At 72.6% G+C, this 23577-nt stretch carries 16 protein-coding genes; 3 read left to right on the top strand and 13 right to left on the bottom strand.

Annotated elements, in window-relative coordinates:
- Positions 1 to 12: 12 nt before the first annotated feature.
- Both ACZ5GP_RS25110 and ACZ5GP_RS25115 read right to left on the bottom strand, forming a co-directional pair.
- A complete protein-coding gene (locus tag ACZ5GP_RS25110) occupies positions 13 to 525 on the bottom strand; it encodes a DoxX family protein (protein ID WP_468753164.1) in 513 nt (170 codons plus the stop codon).
- Positions 526 to 763: 238 nt separating this feature from the next.
- Complete coding sequence (locus tag ACZ5GP_RS25115; RefSeq protein WP_468753165.1) at positions 764 to 2029, bottom strand: hypothetical protein; 1266 nt, start codon at positions 2027 to 2029, stop codon at positions 764 to 766.
- 348 nt (positions 2030 to 2377) lie between these two features.
- On the opposite strand from ACZ5GP_RS25115, the gene ACZ5GP_RS25120 reads away from it, so the two are divergent.
- The gene (locus ACZ5GP_RS25120; protein WP_468752978.1) at positions 2378 to 2857 is read left to right on the top strand and encodes a pyridoxamine 5'-phosphate oxidase family protein; all 480 of its coding nucleotides are present in this window, start codon (positions 2378 to 2380) and stop codon (positions 2855 to 2857) included.
- 137 nt (positions 2858 to 2994) lie between these two features.
- Here ACZ5GP_RS25120 and guaA read toward each other — a convergent pair whose 3' ends face one another.
- A complete protein-coding gene (gene guaA, locus ACZ5GP_RS25125) occupies positions 2995 to 4581 on the bottom strand; it encodes a glutamine-hydrolyzing GMP synthase (protein ID WP_468752979.1) in 1587 nt (528 codons plus the stop codon).
- Positions 4582 to 5081: 500 nt separating this feature from the next.
- Here guaA and ACZ5GP_RS25130 point away from each other — a divergent pair, with 500 nt between their 5' ends.
- Positions 5082 to 5402, top strand: a complete 321-nt coding sequence (locus tag ACZ5GP_RS25130) for a chorismate mutase (RefSeq protein ID WP_468752980.1) — start codon at positions 5082 to 5084, stop codon at positions 5400 to 5402.
- A gap of 340 nt (positions 5403 to 5742) precedes the next feature.
- Here the strand turns inward: ACZ5GP_RS25130 and ACZ5GP_RS25135 are convergent, their stop codons facing one another.
- The 3 genes from ACZ5GP_RS25135 to ACZ5GP_RS25145 all read right to left on the bottom strand — a co-directional run bounded on the left by ACZ5GP_RS25135 (position 5743) and on the right by ACZ5GP_RS25145 (position 8065).
- A complete protein-coding gene (locus ACZ5GP_RS25135; RefSeq protein ID WP_468752981.1) occupies positions 5743 to 6555 on the bottom strand; it encodes a hypothetical protein in 813 nt (270 codons plus the stop codon).
- Positions 6556 to 6705: 150 nt separating this feature from the next.
- Positions 6706 to 7515 (bottom strand): hypothetical protein, encoded by an 810-nt coding sequence (locus tag ACZ5GP_RS25140; RefSeq protein WP_468752982.1) that lies wholly within the window; start codon positions 7513 to 7515, stop codon positions 6706 to 6708.
- Between the two features lie 187 nt (positions 7516 to 7702).
- Entirely contained in the window at positions 7703 to 8065 is a 363-nt protein-coding gene (locus tag ACZ5GP_RS25145) for a hypothetical protein (RefSeq protein ID WP_468752983.1), read from the bottom strand.
- A gap of 253 nt (positions 8066 to 8318) precedes the next feature.
- Here ACZ5GP_RS25145 and ACZ5GP_RS25150 point away from each other — a divergent pair, with 253 nt between their 5' ends.
- The gene (locus tag ACZ5GP_RS25150; protein ID WP_468752984.1) at positions 8319 to 9404 is read left to right on the top strand and encodes an LAETG motif-containing sortase-dependent surface protein; all 1086 of its coding nucleotides are present in this window, start codon (positions 8319 to 8321) and stop codon (positions 9402 to 9404) included.
- 142 nt (positions 9405 to 9546) lie between these two features.
- On the opposite strand, the gene ACZ5GP_RS25155 is transcribed toward ACZ5GP_RS25150, so the two are convergent.
- The 7 genes from ACZ5GP_RS25155 to ACZ5GP_RS25185 form a co-directional block, all read right to left on the bottom strand.
- Positions 9547 to 11409, bottom strand: coding sequence for a GMC oxidoreductase (locus ACZ5GP_RS25155; RefSeq protein WP_468752985.1), 1863 nt, complete (start codon positions 11407 to 11409; stop codon positions 9547 to 9549).
- Between the two features lie 31 nt (positions 11410 to 11440).
- Positions 11441 to 13057 (bottom strand): succinic semialdehyde dehydrogenase, encoded by a 1617-nt coding sequence (locus ACZ5GP_RS25160; RefSeq protein WP_468752986.1) that lies wholly within the window; start codon positions 13055 to 13057, stop codon positions 11441 to 11443.
- A 180-nt stretch (positions 13058 to 13237) separates the two neighbouring features.
- Positions 13238 to 14938, bottom strand: coding sequence for a serine/threonine-protein kinase (locus ACZ5GP_RS25165; RefSeq protein WP_468752987.1), 1701 nt, complete (start codon positions 14936 to 14938; stop codon positions 13238 to 13240).
- A 123-nt stretch (positions 14939 to 15061) separates the two neighbouring features.
- Positions 15062 to 16633 (bottom strand): serine/threonine-protein kinase, encoded by a 1572-nt coding sequence (locus ACZ5GP_RS25170; protein ID WP_468752988.1) that lies wholly within the window; start codon positions 16631 to 16633, stop codon positions 15062 to 15064.
- An 84-nt stretch (positions 16634 to 16717) separates the two neighbouring features.
- Complete coding sequence (locus tag ACZ5GP_RS25175; protein WP_468753166.1) at positions 16718 to 18280, bottom strand: serine/threonine-protein kinase; 1563 nt, start codon at positions 18278 to 18280, stop codon at positions 16718 to 16720.
- Positions 18281 to 18505: 225 nt separating this feature from the next.
- A complete protein-coding gene (locus ACZ5GP_RS25180) occupies positions 18506 to 21406 on the bottom strand; it encodes a protein kinase (RefSeq protein WP_468752989.1) in 2901 nt (966 codons plus the stop codon).
- A 143-nt stretch (positions 21407 to 21549) separates the two neighbouring features.
- Positions 21550 to 23553: a serine/threonine-protein kinase gene (locus tag ACZ5GP_RS25185; protein ID WP_468752990.1), complete on the bottom strand. Its 2004-nt coding sequence runs from the start codon at positions 23551 to 23553 to the stop codon at positions 21550 to 21552.
- Positions 23554 to 23577 lie beyond the last annotated feature (24 nt).

Genomic DNA, 23577 nt, shown 5'->3' on the forward strand with positions numbered 1-23577 from the left:
CCTCACCCCGGTTCAGGGAGCGTCCCAGAAGTCCCGGCGGCGGGCGGTGCGCATGGCGTCGAGGGAGAAGACGGGCGCCCCGGCGAGCACCAGGGGCAGCCAGGCCATCAGGTACGCCAGGTCGTTGCCGTAGTAGTAGGGCTCGGTGGACCAGCTGACGGTCAGCCAGAGGCTGAGCGAGATCAGCGCGCCGCCGAGTGCGGCGGCCCGGGTGAACAGTCCGGCCAGGGTGCCGATACCGACGGCCAGTTCCCCGAGGGCGAGGGTGTAGCCGACTCCGACGGGGCTCTTGAGGGAGAGGTCGACGAGGGCGGGGATCGCGGATATGTCGCGGATGTCCCGCATCAGCGCCCCGATCGAGCCCAGCCCGTCCGCCCGCATGAAGGAGCTGTCCGTGAACTTGTCCAGACCGGCGTAGAGGAAGGTGATGCCGAGGAAGATCCGCAGGGGGAGCAGGGCGTACCGGGGGGCGGGCCCCCGCCAGTCGTCCCGCCCGGCGTGGTTGGTGTGCCGGTCTGTCCGCATGCCGTCAGCCATGGCTGTTCGCCGCCTCTCCCATCGACCCCGTCACCTGACCAGTCACCCGACCAGTCGCCTGTCCGTACGCATGACCCGACCAGTCGCCTGTCCGTACGTATGAGAAGAGGCCGCTGTTCACGGCGTGCGGCGGAATCTGGTGGCATCGACCAAAAGGCCCGGGGAGGCTCTGATGCGTCAGCCGAGACGTTCCCTTGGCGCGGCAAGGACCAGGGCGGTCGCCGGTTCAGTCCGTGACGTCGATCGTGACGCGGTTGGTCTCCAGGCCGGCGGCAGTGACCACTTGGACGTCGACCCGGCCGGGCTCCACGTCGACCGGGACGGGCACGGTGAGCGTCGTGTCGGCCGGATTGCTGAAGCCGCCCGGAACGGGCACGAGCGGCACGTGGACGTGCACGGCTCCGATGCGCACGACCATGCGGGCGAGCCGGTCCGCGCCACCCGCGCCGGGCGGGACGAAGCCCGTGCCGCGGATCTCGATGTCGTCGCCCGTGCGGATCGGCGCGTCCAGGTCGCCGACCTCCCGCGCGCGGACGACGGAGAGGATCACGGGGCGGCCGCCTTCGGAGTACTTCCCCGCGAGGTAGGTCGCGGCCGACACCAGGACCAGCACGGCCAGGCCCCACGGCAGATCGGGCAGCTGCTCGGGCCGCCGCGCGAGGCGTACGGCGGCGAAGAGCACGGCGACGGCGGTGACCAGGACGTACTGGATGTCGGTGAAGCTTCCGCGGCCCGCGTCGTCGGTGAGCGCGTCGGCGGCCCGCGGCCGGTCGGCGGGCACCTTCTGCAACCGCTGGCCCAGGACCCGCAGGCCGACGACCCTGCGCACGAGGACGGCGACCGCGCACACCACGGCGAGGACCGTCACCACACCGGCGGCGCGGCCGAGTTCGAGCCCGGCGATCAGCTCGTCCCGCTGCCCGTGCCGCGAGGCCACCGCCAGTCGGCCCGCGAGGACCAGCACCGAGAAGACGACGAGAAGCACCCAGCAGGCGGCCACGACCCGCGAGGTGGAGAGCCGGTTGTCCTCGCCGATCAGGGGCGCGAGGACGCCGCCACGCTCCCGGTGGAGGTACGCCGCGCCGGTCAGCAGGCCGCCCACGACCAGGGCAGCGAGGAGTCCTGCCGTACGGGCGGCCGTCCAGCCGCCGCCGATCGCGGTGAGCGCCTGGGCCAGGAGCAGCATGCCGCAGGCGCCCCAGACGACGCCCAGGGTGCGCGTCCACAGGCGTCGCCGCCAGGCCTCCCCCTCGGACCTCCCGCGCTCGGCGACGTCCCGCGCGGACTGGGCCAGCTCGTCCGACACCCACTGGCGCGACGCGCCCGCCGAGTGCGCGACTGCTGCGGGCAGGCCGTGTCCGGCCGCCAGTTCGTCGCGCCGGGCGAGGAACGCGGCCACGGCGCGCCGGTGCCCTTCACGCGCTCCGTGCGGGCAGCCGCCGCACGTGCATCCGCCCCCGTGCGCGCCCTCTCTCGCCACCTGCACCGCCACCGCGTACGCCGCCTTCCCCACCCTCGAAGCCCCTGGGGGCCTGCCATGAACTTCCTTGCAGCGAAAGGGAATTGTGCCGCACTCACGGGCGAACGGACCCCCGTGGGTCAGGTCAGCGGGAGTGAACGGGCCCGTGGCGCGTTGACGAGTGGAGCGCGGGTGTCGGCCGACACCGCAAGTCAGCAGGTCCGAGCCGCTGCGGCTGATGTCCTGCCACCACGAGACAGCGGCATGGCGCTGTCACGGCACGGCATGGCGCGGCATGGCGCGGCACGGCATGGCACGGCACAGCCGACGGAGTGGTGAAAGGCGACAGAAGGTGTCTGGTATCCAGGGAAGACTTGGCGCATGTCGTTCAACTGGGAAGCCTTCGTGGCTGCGGAACCGGACTTCGCCGCCACCGTCGAGAAGCGCTTCGGCGCTTTCACTCACCACATCCTCGCCACTCTCCGCAAGGACGGTTCGCCGCGCACCACTGGGCTGGAAGTGCGTTTCCTGCACGGGGAGCTGTGGTTGGGGATGATGCCGGGCTCCCGCAAGGCGCTCGACCTGCGTCGCGATCCGCGTTTCGCGCTCCAGGCCAACCCTGGCCCGGGCGCGGAGATGGCGGGGGGCGACGTACGGATCGCGGGGCGTGCCGTCGAGGTGCGGGATGCGGCCGTCGTCGCGCGCTACGCGGACGCGGTGAACCCGCCGGACCCGGACGCGTTCCATCTCTTCCGCGCCGAGCTGACGGAGGTGGTCCGCACCTACGTCGAGGACGAGCGGTATCTGGCGGTGCAGATGTGGAAGCCGGGTGCTCCGGTGCGTACGACCCGGCGGACGTGAGAACGCCGGTGCCGCCCCTTCTTGTCCGTGAAGGGGCGGCACCGGCGCTCAGCAGGCCTCGGGGAAGGTCTTGGGCACGACGGGCAAGGCGTCGGGCACGGCCTCGGACCCGACCCGGGCAAGGCCTGACGGTCAGGTCACTCCCACTCGATGGTCCCCGGCGGCTTCGACGTCACGTCGAGCACCACGCGGTTCACATCGGCGACCTCGTTGGTGATGCGCGTCGAGATCTTCGCCAGGACGTCGTACGGCATGCGGGTCCAGTCGGCCGTCATGGCGTCCTCGGAGGAGACGGGGCGCAGCACGATCGGGTGACCGTAGGTGCGGCCGTCGCCCTGGACGCCGACACTGCGGACGTCCGCGAGCAGCACGACGGGGCACTGCCAGATGTCGCGGTCGAGGCCGGCCGCCGTCAGTTCCTCACGGGCGATGGCGTCGGCCTCGCGCAGCAGGTCGAGGCGGTCCTTGGTGACCTCGCCGACGATGCGGATACCGAGACCGGGGCCCGGGAACGGCTGGCGCTGGACGATCTCGTCCGGCAGGCCGAGCTCGGCGCCGACCATCCGGACCTCGTCCTTGAACAGCTTGCGCAGCGGCTCGATGAGCTTGAACTCGAGGTCCTCGGGGAGGCCGCCCACGTTGTGGTGGGACTTGATGTTCGCGGTGCCGGTGCCGCCGCCGGACTCGACGACGTCGGGGTAGAGCGTGCCCTGCACCAGGAACTCGACCGGCTGGTCGCCCGGGGCCTCGGCCACGATCTCCGCCTGGGCCTGCTCGAAGACCCGGATGAACTCGCGGCCGATGATCTTCCGCTTCTCCTCGGGGTCCGAGACCCCGGCGAGCGCGTTCAGGAAGCGCTCCTGGGCGTCGACGACCTTCAGCTGGACGCCGGTCGCGGCGACGAAGTCCTTCTCGACCTGCTCCGTCTCGCCCTTGCGCATCAGGCCGTGGTCGACGTACACGCAGGTCAGCTGCGAGCCGATGGCCTTCTGCACGAGAGCGGCGGCGACGGCGGAGTCCACGCCGCCGGACAGACCGCAGATGGCGCGCCGGGTGCCGACCTGCTCACGGATCGCGGCGACCTGCTCGTCGATGACGTTGCCGGTCGTCCAGTCCGGCTTGAGGCCGGCGCCGCGGTAGAGGAAGTGCTCCAGGACCTGCTGGCCGTGCGTGGAGTGCATCACCTCGGGGTGGTACTGCACGCCGTACAGCTTCTTCTCGTCGTCCTCGAAGGCGGCGACCGGTACGACGTCCGTGGACGCGGTGACGGTGAAGCCCTCGGGCGCCGCGCTGCACGCGTCGCCGTGCGACATCCACACCGACTGCTCGGTGGGGGTGCCCTCGAAGAGGGTGGAACCGGCCTTGGAGACGGCCAGCGGCGTACGCCCGTACTCGCGGGCACCGGTGTTGTCGACGGTGCCGCCGAGGGTCGTCGCCATCAGCTGGAAGCCGTAGCACATGCCGAAGACGGGGACGCCGGCCTCGAAGAGGCTGCGGTCGACGGTGGGCGCGTGGTCCGCGTACACCGAGGAGGGGCCACCGGAGAGGATGATCGCCGCGGGCTTCTTGGCGAGCATGTCCGAGACGGGCATCGTGCTCGGCACGATCTCGCTGTAGACCCGGGCCTCACGGACGCGACGGGCGATGAGCTGGGCGTACTGCGCTCCGAAATCGACGACCAGAACGGTGTCGGGAGCGGCGGCAGCGTGGGGCGCTGATGGCACGGCGGCGGCCTTCCGGCGTTGAGCGATGAGCGAGAGGCTCAGTGCGTGTGCAGGGGGTCTGTTTTGTCGATTCTACCGGGCTCGGCGGGACCCTCCTTCGTCACATCCGACGGACGTGACGACGCCGCCCGCGACGGGCCCCCACAGCCCCGCCCGCCCACCGGGCCGAGGCCTCTCCCGTCCACCGGGCCGTGGCCTCTCCCAGACACGAGGCGGGACCGGGCGACTGTCTCAGTATCCGGGCCGCCCGCCCGCCTCGATTGACCCGGCGGGCACGCGTGGGGGCATACTGAGGCCGTGACCAAGCACCTCGCCTTCCTCTTTACCTATGGCAACCGGCCCGCCGGCTGCCATGGTCGAGCTGCTTGATCCACTGACAAGCGACTTTCCAGGCGCCCCGGGCCGACAAGGCCCGGGGCGCTCTGTCATTCCGTGGCCTTGTGGCTCCGGGGCATCCGCACCTTCCCCACCCGAGCACCACAGGAATCAAGGAGCCCCTCATGCCCGCCACCGCCACCGCTGCCGCCACCACCACCGTCGCCGCCACCGCCGAGAAGACCGGCGCGCGCACGCCCGAGGCCGCCGGCCTGATCGAGAACGCGCGTGAGCGGATCGACGCGCTCGACGCCCACATCATCGGTCTCGTCCAGGAACGGATGGCCGTATCGGCCGTGATCCAGGAAGCCCGCATCGCGTCGGGCGGGCGCCGCGTGAACCTCTCCCGCGAGATGGAGGTCCTCGGCCACTACAGGGACGCGCTGGGCAAGCCCGGCACGGCGCTCGCGATGACGCTCCTGGAGCTGTGCCGGGGCCGCGTCTGACCCGCCCCTGGCCCCTGGAACCCTGCCGGTCGGAGATCGGATGGACCTGAGTTCGGATCCGTTCTCACCCGTACGGCGCGTGACCGGTGGACGGCGGGCTTCGTTGGTCCCGATGTCCGCGTCAGCCAGGTGCGGGCCCGCATGATCCACGCGTGGCTGCGCTGGAGCGATGAGGCGTACGGATGATGTCGTGCGCCGTGGGACCTCGCTCCGGCGATGTGACCGGACGGCAGGGGACAGCAGCCCGGTCACCCAAGAGAACGGTCGGCTCCGGGGACGCCCGGGGCCGACCGGCCTCCGTCCCGACCTCCGAGCCCCTTGCCCCCTCGCCCCTCCCCCGCTACTTGTGCGGCTTCTCCAGCTTGTTCTCCAGCTTGGCGACCTGCGCGTCGACGACCTTGGCCGGCACGCCGAACTCCTTCGGCTTGAGCAGGTTGATCGAGTAGAACGCCGCGAGCGTCGAGCCGCTGCGCACGACCGTGAAGCTCATCGGCGTCTTCTGGCCCTCGATGAGACCCACGACCTTGTACGAGACCGCCTCGTCGCCCTTTTTCGGAGCGCCCAGAGCCGCGACCTCGCGGTACTCGGAACCGGCGTGCTCGTATGCCTCGCACTTCCGCGTGGCCGTGCGCAGGCCGGCCATGACCTTCTCGGCGTCGGCCCGCTCGTGGGCGAGGAGGGCGAGCGTGATGACCGTGGCGTCGAGTTCGTCGGGGCCCGTCATGCTCCGGCCGGTACGCGCCTTCGACGCCGGGTCGGTGGCGAACATGAACATGTCCGCGAGCGGCTGGCACTCGGTCCGGTCGGCGGGCACGGTCTGCGCGGGCATGTCCGCGGGGGACAACTTCTTGATCTGGTAGCCCTTGAGATCGCCCTTGGCGAGCACCGCCTTCTCCAGGTCGGCGGAGGACAGCGCGGTCGACTTCCCGCCGCCCTCGGCAGCCGGTCCCGAGTCCGACTCCGCCTCCGCCGAGCCCTTCGCGTCCTCGGGGCCCTTCGAACCCCCGGGGTCCTTCGCGTTCCCGGTACTCTGCGCCGACTTGGCCGGCTCCGACGGCTTCTCGGCGTCGTCGTCGCTGCCACACGCCGCGGTCAGCCCCAGCGCGACCGCGACGGATGCCGCCACGAGGGCCCGGGACACAGATGACTTCACGTTTCCTGCCTTCAGTTCGTACGGCGAGGGCGACAGGCCCCCACCGAGACGAAATGAAAGCGGCAAACTCGCCGCCTTTGCCAGCGGTTCGCATAACGATCAGGAACCGTCGAGAAGGTTGTACGCGACGCGTGGGAAAGGCGCGGGACGTCAGAGCTTGCGGAGCTGCGCGTCCACGAGCACGGGCGCCACCTTCGGATCGTCGTCCGCCTTGGGCGTCCCGCTGCCCTGCATGCCCTCCCGTTCGGCTTCCCTGTCGTCCTGGACGCCTTGGGGGTCGTACATGTTCGACGCGTCGAAGACGATGAGCGTGCCGCCCTCGCGCACGACCGTGAGCTGTTCCCGCGCCATGTACTCGCTCTTGCGGTGGGCGAGTTCGTACGAGACCGCCTCGTCGCCCTTGTCCGGCGCGGGCAGGGACGTCACGCCGACGTAGCGGTGGTCGCCGACCCGGAAAGCGGCGCACTTCTTCGACTTCAGCGCCGCGTCCAGGTCGGCCATGACCTGTTCGGCCCGGGTGCCGGCACCGTCGTAGGCGTAGAGGTCGACGTCCGTCGTCGTCAGGTCTTTGCCGTCGGAGGCCGTCAGCACGCGACTGACCCGCTGCTCCGGTTCCGGCTTCAGCTTCGGCACGGCGCCGGGGCCCGCACCAGGGCCCGTGCCGAGCAGCGCGGCGAGCGGGGCGCACACCATCGGGGACGCCGTCCCGGCGGCCGAGGCCGCGGAGTCGGGGGCGCCCAGGTCCTTCGGGTCCTCGGCCCGGTAACCCTTGACGTCACCCGTGGTGAGCGCCGCCTTCTCCAGCCGGGCGGCCCCGCCGGAACCACCCTTCGCGGGGCCCGCGCCCGACGACTTGGCCGGTTTCTTGCCGTCGTCAGCGCTTCCGCCACACGCCGCGATCGCGCCGAGAGCCGCCACGATCGACACGGCCACCACGGCCCGCGACACCGCCGACTTCACGTTCCCTGCCCCCACTGTTCCCCGTTCCCGTTCCGCGGCGGTCCCGACCGACCACGGCTCCCGGTCCCGCTCACCTGTACGTCCCGTAGTGCGGAGTCACTCGCACCACTGCTACGACGGAAGAAGATCGCTCCCGGTTCCACCGCAGTGACCTCGGGGTTCTCTCAGGAACCGACCCCGGAGGCGCTCAGCCCCACAGGTAGAAGCGGAACGGACTGAGCACCGCGATCGCCAGCGCCATGCAGCCGACCACGATCACCACGCTCCGCGCCCGGCGACGGCGCTCGGAGCGTTCGTCACGGTGCGGACCCAGCGGCGCCGCGCGCCAGTCGTCCGGCCGCCAGCGCACCGACTCGGCATCGCGCCGTGCGCGCCTGCGGCGCAACCGCCCCGCCCGCCGCACCTGTTCGCGCGCCGCTTCCTCGTCGAGGCGCCGCAGCCTTTCGGCCACCATGCGGGCCCGCGCGGACGGCTCCTTCGGCGCGGACGAGCGGATGTTCCGCTCGCTGTCCTTCTCGAACTTCTCCCACACCTCATCGGGTATGGCCAACGCTCTCCCCTCCCGTGATCCCCGTGATCCCCCGGGCGCGCCTCGCGCCCCCTGCCGTATCGGCTCCATCGGCCTGCGGGCGGGGGCAGTTCTACGGCACCCCGTCGCGACGACACAAGCAATGTGACCCACACCACACAAGGATTCCGGTGGAGCGAGGACAACCATTCACCGGGATCGCAGGTCATGCATGCAGTAACACAGGTCACGCATGCGGTAACGACCGTCACACAAGCCGAGCTTGGGGTTCTTCATGAAGCTTCGCCGTGCCATGGCAGCAGCGGCCGCTACGGCTGCCCTGGCGCCGCTGGCGCTCCTCGCGGCCCCGAGCGCGTCCGCGGCCGGAGACACCGCTCCGTCGGCCGCGTCGACCAGCGGTCCGGCCACGCCGGCGGTGACCCCCGAGCCCACCGACTCGGCCACCGAGACGTCGGAGCCCGCCCCGAAGGCCCCGCGGACCCCGGCCGACCCGACGTACAAGCCGGGCCCCGCCCCCGCCGTCCCGAAGCCGCCGAAGCCGAAGGAGCCCGAGGCGCCGGCCGGTGACGCGGGGGACGCCGAGGACGCCGCCCGGGACGCGGACGGCGCGGACGGGGACGACGAGAAGAAGCCGGCCGACTGCCCGGTCGACGAGGACGGCGTGGACCGCGACTCCGAGCTGGAGCTGGAGCTCTCCGGCCTGCCCGGCAAGATCACCGCGGGCAGCGGATGGCACCCGTTCGAGCTGAGCGTCACGAACCCCACCGACGAGCCGCTCGGCGAGGTCAAGTGGATCACGTCCGTGGACAATGAGACGGACGGCGACTCCGAGAAGGACTGGCTGAGCGAGTACACCGACCTCCAGTTCTTCGACGCGGAGACCAAGACCTGGGACTCGATCGACGGCGACAAGAACGGCGGCCTCGCCTTCGACGTGGTCGAACTGGGCGCCGAGGAGACGGTCGACATCAAGCTGCGCGTCGACATCAGCGCCAAGGCCCCGGCCGGCAAGGCCTACACGATCGGTGTCGGCGAGTACGTCGACGCCGAACTCGACTGCACCCACACCTCGTTCTCGGAAGAGCCGCTGACGATCGGCAGGCCGGGCGGCGACCAGGGCAACAGGCCGGGCACCCCGGGGCCGAGCCTGACGCCGACCGTGACCCCGACCGTGAAGCCCACCTCCAGCATGGAGCTGCCGCAGGGTTCCGCGACCGACGCTCCGGTGGGCGGCAGCCTCGCCGAGACCGGTTCCAGCTCGGCGCTGCCGACCATCGCCCTCGTGGGCGGCGCGGCCGTGGTCGTCGGCGCGGGCGCGGTCTTCGTCGTACGCCGCCGGAAGTCCGACACCGCCGCGTGAGCCGTCGCGGCCGACACCGCCGCACACGGCACAGCGGCACCTGAACACGCGGAAGGACCTGCGCTCGGAGGGGGGCGCAGGTCCTTACGTGTATCACTCACCGCCGGCATGGAGGCGAGGCCGCCGCGTCCCGGCGGGACGGTCACTTCCTCGGCGGCACCGCCGGCATCCCCAGGAACGGCAGCCGCAGCGCGCCGAAGGCGTCCGCCGGGACCGCCGGGGTCTTCGGCTCCACCGGCGCGATCCGTACGTACGGCCGGCCCTGCGCCGGACGCGGGTCCGCGTCGCCCTTGTTGGGCCAGAACGACATGGCCCGCTCGGCCTGCGCGGTGATCGTCAGGGACGGGTTCACGCCGAGGTTCGCGGAGATCGCGGCGCCGTCGACCACGGAGATGCCCGGATGGCCGTAGAGCCGGTGGTAGGGGTCGATGACGCCGGTGTCGCGCGAGTCGCCGATGGGGCAGCCGCCGAGGAAGTGGGCGGTCAGCGGGGTGCCCATGAGTTCACCGATGTTCGAACCCGCGAAGCCGTTTATCTCCTTGGACAGGAGGGTCGCGGCGCGCGTCGCCTCGGGGATCTGGTCGGGGTTGGGGGCACCGTGGCCCTGCCGCGCGGTGAGCAGGCCCTTGCCGAGGCCCTTCTCCTTGCGGTAGGTGGTCAGGGAGTTGTCGAGCGACTGCATGACCAGGCCGATGATGGTCCGCTCCGACCAGCGCCGGTTGGAGAGCGAGCGGACCAGGAGCGAGGGATGGCGGGCGACGTTGCCGAGCCAGCCGGCGACCCGCGCCTTGCCGCCCCGCGCGCTGAACGGGACCTGGAGCACCGTCAGGGTGCCCATGGCGTTGGACTTCCTGCCGTACCGGACGGGCTCGATGTGCGTGTTCGCGTTCGGGTGGATGGACGAGGTGATCGCGACGCCCCGGGTGAAGTCCGCTTTCCGCGCGCCGTGCCGCTTGCGGTAGCGGCGGTCGGTGGTCTGGGCGCCCACCAGCGCCTCGGAGTTGGTGCGGGTCAGCGTGCCGAGGCGCGGCGAGAGGTGCGGGAGCAGCCGGTTGTCCCTCATGCGGTGGAGCAGGGTCTGCGTGCCGTACGTACCCGCCGCGATGACGACCTTGCGGGCCTTGAACACCCGCCCCTTGCCCTTGCGCCTGTCGTCCGTGGGCAGGGTGGCGACGGCGAAGCCGCCCCGCGAGTCCTCGGTGACGGCGACGACCGACGTCATGGGGTGGATGACCGCCCCGGCCTTCTCCGCCAGGTGGAGATAGTTCTCGTTGAGGGTGTTCTTCGCGCCGTGCCGGCAGCCGGTCATACATTCGCCGCACTCGACGCACGCCCGCCGGGAGGGGCCCGCGCCGCCGAAGTAGGGGTCGGGGACCTGGGCGCCGGGCCGCGCCGTCGACGTGCCGTCCGCGTCGTCCTTGTCGCCGAAGAAGACCCCGACGGGCGCCATGTGGAAACTGTCCCCGACGCCCATCTCCTGGGCGGTGGCCTTCAGATGGACGTCCGAGGGCGTCGTCGTCGGGTTGAGCCGTACGCCGAGCATGCGCTTGGCCTGCTCGTAGTAGGGGCTCAGTTCGTCCTGCCAGTCCGTGATGTCCTTCCACTGCGGGTCCTCGAAGAACGGCGCGGGCGGTACGTAGAGCGTGTTCGCGTAGTTCAGTGAGCCGCCGCCGACCCCGGCTCCGGCCAGGACCATCACGTTGCCGAGCAGATGGATGCGCTGGATGCCGAACAGGCCGAGGGCGGGGGCCCAGAGGTAGTTCTTCAGGTCCCAGGAGTTCTTGGGCAGCGTCGCCCGCGTGAAGCGGCGGCCGGCTTCGAGCACGCCGACGCGGTAGCCCTTCTCCGTCAGCCGCAGCGCGGACACTGCGCCGCCGAAGCCGCTGCCCACGACGATGACGTCATAGTCGTACTCGTAGTCACTGTGCTGGTCGTCACTGTGCTGGTCGCGGTCGTACGAAGTGTCGTCGCCCGCCTGGGTTCGGGCAGAGCTCTCCTGTGGCATTGACTCTCCTCGTTCAGAACTGGGCGCGGACCTAGCGCAGGCGGAGCGCCTTCATGACCTTCAGGCTCGTGCTCATGAACGCCGCGTACTTCTCGTCGTCCATGCCGAAGGACGGCGCCAGCGGAATGAGCCGCTGCTGGGCGACGGTCTGCGCCTCGGTGAACTTGAGGATGCCCTCGGAGCCGTGCCGGCGGCCGAGACCGGAGTCCTTCATGCCGCCCATCGGGGACTGGACGCTGCCGTAGGCGGGCGCGTAGCCCTCGTTGACGTTGACGGTGCCGGTGCGCAGGCGGGCGGCGATCTCGCGGCCGCGGCGGCCGTCCTTCGTCCAGACCGAGGAGTTCAGGCCGTACGGCGTGCCGTTGGCCAGCTCGATCGCCTCGTTCTCGTCCGTGAAGCGGTAGATCGAGACGACCGGGCCGAAGGTCTCCTCGGTGCAGACCGCCATCGGCGCCTCCACGCCGTCCAGGATGGTGGGCTCGAAGAAGTAGGGGCCGATGTCAGGGCGCGCGACACCGCCCGCGACCAGCGTGGCGCCCTTGGCGACGGCCTCCTCGACGTGCCGGGTCACGGTCTGCAACTGCCGCTCGCCGACGAGCGAGCCCATGTCGGCGCCGTACGCGAGGGACGTGCCGAGCCGCATCGCCCGCGTCCGCTCGGCGAAGCGCTCCACGAAGCGGTCGGCGATCGACTCGTGGACGTAGAGCCGCTCGATGGAGATGCACAGCTGGCCCGCGGAGGAGAAGCAGGCACGCACCGCGCCGGCGGCGGCCTTGTCGACGTCGGCGTCGTGCAGGACCAGCATCGCGTTCTTGCCGCCGAGTTCCAGCGAGACGCCGACGAGGCGGGCGGCGGCGCCCCGCGCGACCTCGCGGCCGGTGCGCGTGGAGCCGGTGAAGGAGACGTAGTCGGCGTGCTTGACGATCTCGGGGCCGACGACCGGGCCCTCGCCGAGGACGACCTGGAAGACCTCCGACGGCAGACCCGCCTCGATGATCAGGTCGCGGGCCCACAGGGCGGTGAGGCAGGTCTCCGTGTCGGGCTTCATCACGAGCGCGTTGCCCGCGACGAGGGCGGGCAGCGCGTCGCCGATGGACAGCTCGAAGGGGTAGTTCCAGGGGGCGATCTGTCCGACGACACCGCGCGGCTGGCGGTTCTCGGTGACCTTGGTGAGGGTCGGGACGACGCCGGTGTGCCGCTTGGGGCTCAGGTACGAGGGGGCCTTGCGGCCGTAGTGCCGGGCGGCGACCACGACGGCCTGGATCTCCTCGTGGGCGTGCAGGCGGGCCTTGCCGGTCTCCAGCTGGATCAGGTCGAGCACCTCGGCCTGGCGCTGGAGCACCAGGTCGTGGAAGCGCAGCAGGACGGCGGCGCGCTGCTTGACCGGCGTCCTGGCCCAGGCGATCTGGGCGGTGCGGGCCCGCTGGAAGGCGGTGGTCACGTCCTCGGGGGTGGACTCGGGCAGGTCGGCCAGCTTCTCGCCGGTGAGCGGCGTGTGGTTGACCGTGCGCCCACTGCCCATGACGTCGCGCGTGAGCTGGGCCACCAGCTCTGGCGTGACCACGTCGGCGGCGGTGCGCGCGCCTGCCGGGGCCGGGGCGGTCGGGTTGGTTCCGAGGGGCGCTGCGGTGGCCTGCGAGTCCGTCATGTCCGTGAGAGTAGGCCCACGTCAGGGATTTGGGTACCCATCGGTAATGGGCTTCACGGGTCACCCATACGCCGCCAGTGATTGCTGGCGACAAAGCCGCTGATCAGCGCGTCGACACGCGCCGCGCCCCTCAAGAGACCTTTCTCAGAGCTTGCCTCGGAGGTTGCATGGAAGCTCGCCTCAGAGCTTGTCGAGCTCCAGGTCGGCGAACGCGGTCTCGGCGACCTCGCGGCCGCGCGCGGTGAAGTCGCCCTTGCCCGGATAGCTCACGACCAGCTTGTACAGGTCGCCGCCCTTCGTCTTGTAGTACAAGGCCTTCAGTTCGCGCGGACGGGGGTGCTGGCTGTCCGTGGAGGAGTACACGACGGTGTTCCGCGCGGCCTTCTCGCCCCGGAACTCCGTCTCGTCCGGCGAGGTCCTGGGAGCGGGGTCGGAGGCCATGCCCTGGTCGTAGCTGCCGGACTCCTTGAACTGGGCGTCCTCGTCATACATCTGCGCGGCGGCGGTCCCGGCGATCGCGCTCTCGTCGTCGGCCTTCTTCAGGAGGCTCAGGGTGATCGATATGGCGCCGCTCGGGTCGGTGTAGTTGACCCAGTGCGCCTTCTCGTCCGAGTTGTCGTCCTCGAATTTCTCGTACCCCTGGGGCGCGGGAACGCTCGCCGCCAGTTCCTTCGACTCGTGCTTCTCCCACCCCCCGTCCGCGTCCGAACCCCCGAAGGGGTTCAGGGCCACCAGCACGCCCGCCGCCACCGCCGCGACGACCACACCGGCGACGACCGCGAGGGCCTTGCGGCTCAGGAAGACGCCCTTGCCCCGAGGGGCGTTGCCGTCGCCCGCGACCGTGACGACCTGCGTCGGGGCCGGCAGCGGGGGCTTCGCCGCCTCGTCCAGGAGGGCGCGCACCCGCGCGGCGTTCGGGCGCTGCGCCGGGTCCTTGGCCAGCAGTCCGTTGATCGCCTCGGCGAGCGGGCCGGAGGCCGAGGCCGGCGCGGCGGGCGTCGCGTTGAGGACGGACTGGAGCGTCGCCGGGGTGTTGCTGCGGCGGAACGGCGAGACGCCCTCCGTCGCCGCGTACAGCACGACGCCCAGCGACCACAGGTCGGACGCCGGTCCCGGCCGCTGCCCCAACACCCGCTCGGGGGCGATGAACTCGGGCGAGCCGACAAAGCCGCCGGTGTCGGTCAGGTTGGTCTCGCCCTCGATCTGGGCGATGCCGAAGTCGGTGAGGACGACGCGGTCGTGGCGGCCGAGCATGACGTTGTCCGGCTTCACGTCACGGTGCAGGATGCCCGCCTGATGCGCGGCGTCCAAAGCGTTCAGGACCTCCAGGCCGATCTGTGCGGCGTCCCGGGCGCCCAGCGTGCCCTCCTGGAGCGCGGCGCCCAGCGAGCGGCCCTGGACCAGCTCCATGACGATCCACGGCTGCCCGTCCTCGACCGCCACGTCATGGACGTTGACCACCGCGGGGTGGTCGAGGCGGGCCGCGGCGCGCGCTTCACGGCGCATCCGCTCGAAGGCGTTGGCGCGTTCGCGCTCGGGCAGGTGGTCGGGCAGACGCGGCTCCTTGACCGCGACCTCGCGGTCCACCGTCTCGTCCTTGGCGCGCCACACCGTGCCCATGCCACCGTGGCCGAGCTTGGCCAGCAGCCGGTAGCGGCCCGCGACCAGCCGGCCCGCGCCGGGCTCGGGCGCCGCCGACCGGTCCGGTACGGCCTGGTGCGGCGCGGGCTGGTGGGGCACGGCCGGGGCGGACCGCGCGGGCTGGGCGTACGGATTGCCGGGGTGCGCGGCGCCACCGTTCGGACCGGGCCGCTGCGGCGGCTGGAGGCCGAAACTGGTGGGCTCGTAAGGGCCGTAGGAGGGTCCCCCGTCGTTACTCATGCCCCCATGAGTACCTTGCCGGACACCCCGGTTTCCAGCCAGGGCGCCCAGTTGTGACCGGGGCGATGCACGCCGTGCGCCGGGGGTCCCGGCACACCGTCGCGCGGTCGGCCGCGCGGGACCTCACCCGCGTACGAACGTGTCGACGGCCGTGTCGAAGTACTTCCGCGTCTGCGCCGCCTCCTCGGCCGGCCCCGACACCTGTACGTCGTACCTCCTGCCGCCCTCATCCCAGCAGAGGTCGTACGTGTGCCGCTCGCCCCGCAGCCTGTCGGTGCCGTCCCAGGTGAACTCCCACAGGGCGGCCGGGCGGCCGTTGCGGGTGGTCTCGGTGACCCCGCCGTTGCGGTAGCCGGGGTTGCGCCGCGGCCCCTCGGCGGCGGCGCGGCGCTGCGCGGCGAGCGGGCCGCCCGGCCGCGGGACGTCCTCCTCGATGCCGATGCGGTAGGTGGCGCCCGGGGAGACGTAGGAGATCCGCGGCCCGTCGACCTGGCGGGCGAAGCCCTTCGGCACGGCGATCGTGAAGCCCTCGGGGTCCTTCGCCAGGCGGTATCCCTCGGGCGGTTGGGGCGTGGACGGCCGGGGCGCGGACGGCGCCGGTGTCCGCGTGCCCCGAGTGACCGTCACGGTGGGCGTGGGGCCGCCGACGGTGGTGGTGGGGGACGCGGAGTTGCCCGGCGTCCCGCCGTCCGCGTCCCGGCCCCACAGCAGCGCGGCGGCCGAGACCCCGGCCCCGGCCACGGCCGCCGCCAGCGCCGCCGCGATCAGCATCACCCTGCCGTGGCGCTCGCGCGGCTCGACGGCGCCATGGCTCGTCCTGCCGTGCTCCGGCCGCCAGAGGGGCATGCGCCCCGTGTCGACGTACGCCTGGAGCAGCCGCTGCGCCGCCACCCCGTCGAGGCGCAGCCGCGGGTCGCGCTCCAGGAGGCCGAGGACGGCCGGCAGGAGCGGCGCCGCGCTCTCCGGCGGGCGGATCTCCTCGTAGACGACGGCGTGCAGGACACCGCCGATGGAATCCCTGCGGAAGGGTGACTCGCCGGCCAGCGCGGTGACGAGCAGCGCGCCGAGCGACCACAGGTCGGACTCGGGGCCGGTGTGTTCCCCCGCGATGCGTTCGGGCGCGGTGTACTCGGGCGAGCCGACGAACGACCCCACTTCGGTGAGCGTCGTCGCCCCGGTGACCTGCGCGATCCCGAAGTCGGTGAGGACGGCGCGGCCGGTGGCGGCCTCCAGGAGCACGTTGGCGGGCTTCAGGTCGCGGTGCAGGATGCCCGCCTCGTGGGCGGTGCTCAGCGCGCCGAGCAGGTCGATGCCCATGCGGGCGACGGTGTCCGCGTCGATCGGGCCGTGCCGCGCCAGGTGCCCCGCGAGCGAGCCGCCCTCGATCAGCTCCATGACGATGTACGGCTGCTCGTTCTCCACGACGACGTCGTGGACGACGACGATGTGCGGATGCCGCAGCTGCGCCACGGCCCGCGCCTCGCGCAGGGTCCGCTCGCGCGCCTGCGAGGCCTCGGTGTCGGAGAGCGTCTCGTCCCGCTCCAGCTCCTTGACGGCGACCCCGCGCCCCAGGAGCAGATCGGTGGCGCGCCACACGACACCCATGCCGCCCCGGCCGAGCCGCGCCTCCAAACGGTAACGCCCCGCGATCACACGGGCGTTGCCGCCCCCTGGGTGGTCTCCCGGGCTCCCCATGCGGCCATCATGCCCCACACGTGTGCGAACGGAATGGCTCTCACCGCGCGGCGGGCTGGTTCCGGCCGTCGCCGCCGGGCGCGCTCAGCCCTCCCGCCATCCCCTCAGCATCGCGTCGAACCGCTCCCGGGTGACGTCCCAGCCGGCGGCGGGCGCCGACATGTAGAGGACGTACTCGGTGCCGTCACGGCCGATATACGTCTGTGAGATCGCGCGGCGCGGGCCCGCCGTGGTGTCGTTCGAGCCCGCCGTCCAGCTGAACTCCCACAGGGCGCCCGGCCGGTCGCGGAACGTGTTGGAGTTCAGGTGCAGCCGCCGGTACCGGGGCAGCTTCGTCCGCAGGGGCTTCTCCAGGGCGAGCTGATGCAGGTACGGGGTCTCGTACTGCGGATTCCCGTCGACGGCGATGCGCAGGAAGCGGCGTCCGCCGTCGGGCGTGTAGTCGGTCTGGTTGCCGTCCACCTTGCGCTTCCAGCCCTTGGGCAGCCGCAGGCTGAAGCCGTTCGGGTCGTGCACGCGCGGCCAGTCCTGCGGGATGCCGCCCACGGTCCGGCCGACGCCGTCGTCGATCCCGGCGGCCTGCGCCCGGTCGTCGCCGCCCCCGCCCTCGCCCGTCAGCCGCAGGAAGCCGAACACGCCACCGCCGCCGAGCAGCGCTGCCACGACGGTGAGAGCGGCGACGGCGGCCAGGCGCCGGCCCCGCCCGGGGGCGGACCGGTCCGACGCCGACGGGGCGCCGCCGGGCACCTGCCCGCCGTGGGCCACCGTGGGGGAACTGCCGCCGACGGCCCCGCCGACGCCCTCCACGACGGTGCGCGAATCGGAGCCCTGCGCGGGCTGCCGCCTCTTGGGGTGCGTCTGCGTGGACACGTACGCCTGCGCGGCGCTCGGTCTGCGTCCCTCCGCCGCCTCGGCGAGCATGTGCTCGGCCTCCTCGGCGCTGGGCCTGGCCGCCGGGTCCTTGCGCAGGAGGGCGCTGATGACGGGCGCGAGGGCCCCGGCGTGCTCGGGCGGGGCGGGCTCCTCGGTGACCACGGCCTGCATGGTGCCGATCGGCGAGGTGCGCCGGAACGGGGAGTTGCCCTCGACCGCCGTGTACAGCGTCGCGCCGAGCGCCCACAGGTCGGAGGCCGGGCCGGGGTTGGAGCCGCTGACCCGCTCGGGCGCCAGATAGTCGACGGACCCGACCACTTCCCCGGTCCGGGTGATCGTGGCGTCCCCCTCGATCGCCGCGATGCCGAAGTCGGTGAGCAGGATCCGCCGGTCCCGCGCCAGCAGGACGTTGCCCGGCTTGACGTCGCGGTGCAGTACGCCGGCGGTGTGCGCGGCGCGCAGGGCCTTGAGGGTCCACAGGCCGATGCGGGCGGCCTCGACCGACTCGACGCGGCCCTGCTCCTTGACGGCGTCCGCGAGCGAGCGGCCCTCGACCAGCTCCATCACGATCCAGGGCCGGTCGTCGTACTCCAGTACGTCATGGACGGTGACGACGGCGGGATGGTTGATCCGGGCGGCGGCCCGCGCCTCCGTCTGCGTCCGCGTGAAGAGGACCCCGCGATCGGCCTCCTGCACGAACTGCACGGCCGTCAGTTCCTTGACGGCGACGGCACGGTGCAGCACCTCGTCCTGGGCGCGCCACACCCGCCCCATGCCACCGCGGCCGATGGACTCCCCGAGTCGGTAGCGGCCCGCGAGGAGCAGGCCCTGGCTCTGTTTCACGTTCCCCCGCAATGGTCTTGACATGAGCCAGGTTAGGGAGGGGAGGGCGCGCAGGGAACCACAGGGGTCCAAGGAGACCCCTATGTGACACCGATCGGCGCTCCTGTGACACCGATCGGCACTCTTGTGCCGCCGGCCTGCGTGCCGCCCGTGATGCTAGCCGGTGCCGCGGCCGGTGCTCTGATAGGTCCTCGCGGCCTGCTCGTACAGCCGCGTGACCTCGTCCCTCTCCGCCTCGGGGCCCCGCACCTGCACCACGTGGTACTTCCCGCCCACGACCAGCACGAGGTTGCGCACGTAGACCTCGCGACCCTGCGCGTCCTGCCAGGTGAACTGGCCCTCGGCCATGGCCCGTCCGCCGACGTCGATGCGCCGCATGCCGCTGGAGGTCGCCCAGGAGGAGTCCCGGAACGGCTGGAGCTCGCGCTCGTGCTCGCGCTGGTACTTCATGGGGTCGCTGCCGTAGCCGTCGGTGGTGTCGCGGCCCGGGACCACCAGCAGCTCGAAGCCGCCGTGGGTGTAACGGACCTGGCCCCGGCCGTTCTTGCCCTGCCGGTCCCAGCCGCTCGCCACGGCCACCCGGAACCCCTCGGTGTCCTTGCGCAGGGTGAAGCCGCGCGGCAGCTCGGGGCCCCCGGTCTGCGCCTCCTGCGAACTGGGGCTGTTGCCGGACTTGCCCTTGCCCGTGCCGTCCTCGCCCGAACCGTCCCGTCCGGGGTCGCCCTTGCCGGGCTCGTCGTCCGCGTCGCCGGGGTTCTCGTCGTGGCTGGGGCCCGGGCTCACCTCGCCCGCGCTCCTCGCGCGCTCGCCCCGCGCCCTGTCGTCGCCCTTCGGCAGGAACAGCATGGCGTACGCGATCGCCGCGACGAGGCCGACGAGGATCGCCAGGAGCAGCAGCCGCCCGAGCGAACGGGGCCGTGCCGGGCCCTGCCCCTGCGGCCCTCGACTCGACCGGGTCTCGCGGAGCGGTCCCTCCTCACGGAGCGGGCGGGCCTCGTGTGCCGTGGGGGTCTCGCGGAGTCCGCGCGGCTCATGTGGGGCGTGTGGCTCGCGGGGGGCGCGCGCCGGCCTCGCGGACCGTACGTCCTTGCCCCGTCCCCGCTTGTGCCTGCCGTGCCCCTGGCCGCCCGGGGTGGCGGGCGCGGCCGCGCGGCGCCTGCGCACGATCTCGCCCCTGCGGCGTACGACGGGCAGCCGTCCGGCGTCGTACGGCGGCACCGGCACGACGTGCGCCCCGGCCTCCGGCTCCGGCGCGGAACGCACCAGGGAGCGCAGCCAGCCGCCGGCCTCCTCGAAGTCCAGGCGCTCGGTGGGGTCCTGACGCAGCAGGGACTCCACCACGGGCCGCAGCGGTCCGCACTCCTCGGCGAACGCCGGCGGTTCGGCGCACACCAGTTGTACGAGTTCGGCGGTGCTGTCCTCGGGGTAGGGCGCGTGGCCCTGCACCGCGCGGAAGAGCAGGGCGCCCAGGGCCCACAGGTCGGTGGCGGGGCCGATCGGTGCGGCGAGCTGCCAGTTCTCGTGCACGGGCCCGGCCTGTTCGGGCGCCCACCGCTCGGTGACGGCCCCGACGACCACCATGCGCGCGTGCCGGGCCCGCTCGGCGTCCAGCGCGGTGGCGGGCCCCCGCCGCCCTCCCGGCTCCCCATCGGGCGCGCCCCAGTCACCGTGCGCCCCGTACGGGTCGGATGCGGATTCGGCTGCTGGGCCCGCCTGGCCCGTAGGGGTGGCCGAGCCGCTCTGGGCAGGGGGGCTCATCTCGGCGTCGGGGCCCGTGTCGCCGGCCGGGCCGTCACCGCTGGGCCGAGGCCCGTACGGACCCGCGCCCCCGCCCCGCGGCACCGCCCCGTGCCAGGGCTTCGTCTCGCCGACGCCGTAGGGATCCGAGATCCGCCCGGCCGCCCCCGACCCCCCGGCCCCACTCGCGCCAAAGCCACGGTCCAGCCCTACGCCGGTACCGACCCCGCCGTCACTTTCCCCGCCCCGCCGGGGCCTTGACCCCCCGGCCCCACTCGCGCCAAAGCCACGGTCCAGCCCTACGCCGGTACCCGCCCCGCCGTCACTTTCCTCGCCCGACCGGGGCCCCGGCACCCCGGAGGTGTCCTCGTCCACCCGGGCGGCCGCCCGCGCGGCCCCCGCGCGGTAGGCCGCGATGGACGCCCCTCGCGCGGCCCGCGCCGCGTTGCGGGCCGAACCCGCGGTCTCGGCCGCCTCCGTCGCCCACACGGCCCGCCGCACCACGGCAGCCGGGTCCGGGCCGGACGGCTCCGGAGTGGGCCGGACCGCCACATCCCCCGCGTCACGCCCGGCGTCGCGCCCGGCCTCGTACGCGTCCCCGTACCCGGCGTCGTACGCGTCCTCGCCCCAGGACGGCCCCCCGTAGGCCGCCACATTTCCGACCGATCCCGCCGAACCGGCCGCCTCCCCCGCCTCCACGGGCCGGGGGTCGTACCCGCACAGCGCCTCCTCGGCCGCCCCGGCCGCGAGCCCCGTCAGCATCACGCGGCCGTCGTCGCAGATCAGCACCGTGCGCGCGGTGATGTTCCGGTGCACCCAGCCATGGGCGTGCAGGACGCGCAGCGCCGCGAGGACGTCCGCCGCGACCTCGGCCGCGCGGTAGGGGCTGAGCGGCCCGTCCGCGAGGAGCGCCGCCAGCGGCCGCGCCGCCACCAACTCACTGACGATCCACAGCGAGCCGCCCTCCGCGAACACGTCGAAGACCTGGTCGAGCCGGGGATGGTCCGGTATCTGCGCGGCGGTCTGCGCCGCCTCCATCGCGCGCCGCACCGCCGGGTCGGTGGGACTGCGCGTGGTCCGCGCCGCGGCCCGCGGCACCCCGGCGCCGCCCGCGCCCGCCCGGGGCACGAACCCCTCGGGCAGGTCGTCCTCCTCCAGGACCTCCGCCTCGACGATCTCGGGCAACGGGACCTGCCGGACCAGGACTTCCTGCCCGCTGTAGGTGTCGAAGGCGCGCGATTCGGCGAGTTCGTACTCGTCCGAGGGCGGCAGTGGCAGGCGGTAGCGGTCGGCGAGCACTCGTCCCGCGTAGTCGTCCACGATGCCTCCCCCGTCCGCCCGGTGGTCAATTCCGTTCGTCTTGTGGCTCGTTGCGGCCGCTCACGGTGCGCCGACATTCACGATACGTGCCGTGGGCGAGCCACAATGAGGGGATACGAGATCTCACGACCCGAAATCCCGGCTCACGACTTCGGCTGGAACGTCCTCGTGAACGTCCGCCACGTGTCCCGCCGCTGATCGCTCTTCCAGTCATCCGCCCTGGCCGTGTACATCATTCCGTAGCCGAGGCCGCCGTTGACGACGAAGCCGCGGTCGACGGACCGGTACGTGGTCCCGGCCTCCACGTAGGTGAATTCCCAGTCGGCGGTGTTCCACCCACGGAAGTCCACCTTTTCTATCCTTATCCGGTCGTACTGCGACCGGATCATGTGGACTTCCTGGCTCTTCCAGTCCGCCACCGGGTTGTCCTTGGGCGTGGTCGTCCAGCCGATCAGCAGCTTCTGGCCGTCGGGCCCGGTGAACCGCGCGCCCGCCCTGCCGGTGGTCTGGAACTTCCACCCCTTCGGCAGCCCGATCTTGAAGCCCTGGGCATGCTCGTACGTCGACGCGGCGCCGTCCTGCGGCTTCTTGCCGTCGTCCTGGCTCGGGTCGTGCCCCTCGCCCTCGTCCGAGTCGGAGCCCGAACCCTTGCCCGGGTCCGTGCCCTGCCCCTGGCCCTGCTCCTTGTCGTCCCCGGAGCCCGACCCCTTGCCCGTGTCCTTGCCGGCGTCCTTACCGGTGTCCTTGCCGTCCTTGTCCTGGCCGCCACCGGTGCTCGCACCACTGGACGCGGCCTTGTCACCGCCCTTGCTGTCCCCGCCGGAGCCGCTGTCGTCCCCGCCCGTGAGCGCGAAGGCCAGCACCGTGCCGAGCACCGCGAGCACGGCCACCACGCTCACTATCACCAGCGTCCGGCGCGGCACCACATCGGTGAGCGACGCCTTGGGCGGCACCCGCGGCGAGACACCGGGCGGCGCGCTCGGCGCCGGCGGCACGGCCGCGCCGCTTCCGGAGGCAGTGGCAGATCCCGAGGACCCCGAGGACCCCATGGCGCCCGTGGCCGCCTCGCGGACCGACCGCAGCGCGCCCTTCAGCCGGTCGGCGGTGTCCTCGCCCTTGCGCCCGGCGGCCGCGGCGGACGCGGTGGAGGCACCGGCGGCGCCGAGCCCGGCGGCCGCGGCGGACTTCTTCGTCAGCCGGGCGGGCATGCCCGCCCCGACACCCTTGGCCTGTTTCGGCGCCGGCGGCACCGGCGGCAGGGGCACGACCTTCGTCGCCTCGACCGGCTCCACCTCCGGCGCGTGGATCACGTCCATCAGCAGCGCCCGCGCCCCGGCGTCGTCGAGCCGCTGCTGGGGGTCCTTGGCGAGCAGGCCGTAGATGACCTTCTCCAACGGCCCGGCGTTCACGGGCTTGTCGACGTCCTCGGTCATCACCGCCGTCAGGGTCGCGATGGCCGACCCCTTGTCGTACGGAGGCACGCCCTCGACGGCCGCGTACAGCAGTCCGCCCAGCGACCACAGGTCCGCCGCGGGGCCCGGCTTGTGCCCGCGGGCCCGCTCCGGCGAGATGTACGAGGGCGCGCCGACGAGCATGCCCGTCGAGGTGATCGACGGGTCGCCCTCGACCTGCGCGATGCCGAAGTCCGTGAGCACGACCCGGCCGTCCTCGGCGATCAGCACGTTCGACGGCTTCACGTCGCGGTGCAGGATTCCCTCGCGGTGCGCCGAGCGCAGCACGTCGAGGATGGCGAGGCCGACCTCGGCCGCCCGCCTCGGGGTGAGCACCCCGTCCTCACGGATCGCCTCCGCGAGGGACTTGCCCTCGACCAGCTCCATCACGATCCAGGGCCGGTCGTCCTCGTCGACGACGTCGTAGACCGTCACCGCGCTGGTGTTGCGGATGCGCGCGATCGCCTTGGCCTCGCGCAGCGTCCGCGTGATGAGCCGCCGCTTCTCCTCCTCGTCGATGCTCGAGGGGAACCGCAGCTCCTTCACCGCGACCGTACGGCCCAGCGTCTCGTCCTTGGCGCGCCACACGGTGCCCATGCCGCCGCGGCCGAGCACCTCTCCCAGCCGGTACCGGCCGGCGAGGAGACGTTCGCTCTTGTCCCGACGGGCCTCACCCGTCTGCTCCGCGTCCGACATGCGTCCCCTCTGCTGTACCGCTGC

This window comes from Streptomyces sp. NPDC031466, assembly GCF_055581265.1.

Bases quoted from the DNA above. Each gene is read 5' to 3' on its own strand.
- ACZ5GP_RS25185 (WP_468752990.1), bottom strand. From the start codon at position 23,553: ATGTCGGACGCGGAGCAGACGGGTGAGGCCCGTCGGGACAAGAGCGAA.
- ACZ5GP_RS25165 (WP_468752987.1), bottom strand. From the start codon at position 14,938: ATGAGTAACGACGGGGGACCCTCCTACGGCCCTTACGAGCCCACCAGT.
- ACZ5GP_RS25120 (WP_468752978.1), top strand. From the start codon at position 2,378: ATGTCGTTCAACTGGGAAGCCTTCGTGGCTGCGGAACCGGACTTCGCC.
- ACZ5GP_RS25150 (WP_468752984.1), top strand. From the start codon at position 8,319: ATGAAGCTTCGCCGTGCCATGGCAGCAGCGGCCGCTACGGCTGCCCTG.
- ACZ5GP_RS25130 (WP_468752980.1), top strand. From the start codon at position 5,082: ATGCCCGCCACCGCCACCGCTGCCGCCACCACCACCGTCGCCGCCACC.
- ACZ5GP_RS25110 (WP_468753164.1), bottom strand. From the start codon at position 525: ATGCGGACAGACCGGCACACCAACCACGCCGGGCGGGACGACTGGCGG.
- ACZ5GP_RS25155 (WP_468752985.1), bottom strand. From the start codon at position 11,409: ATGCCACAGGAGAGCTCTGCCCGAACCCAGGCGGGCGACGACACTTCG.
- ACZ5GP_RS25170 (WP_468752988.1), bottom strand. From the start codon at position 16,633: ATGGGGAGCCCGGGAGACCACCCAGGGGGCGGCAACGCCCGTGTGATC.
- ACZ5GP_RS25160 (WP_468752986.1), bottom strand. From the start codon at position 13,057: ATGACGGACTCGCAGGCCACCGCAGCGCCCCTCGGAACCAACCCGACC.
- ACZ5GP_RS25175 (WP_468753166.1), bottom strand. From the start codon at position 18,280: ATGGGGCGGGTGTGGCGCGCCCAGGACGAGGTGCTGCACCGTGCCGTC.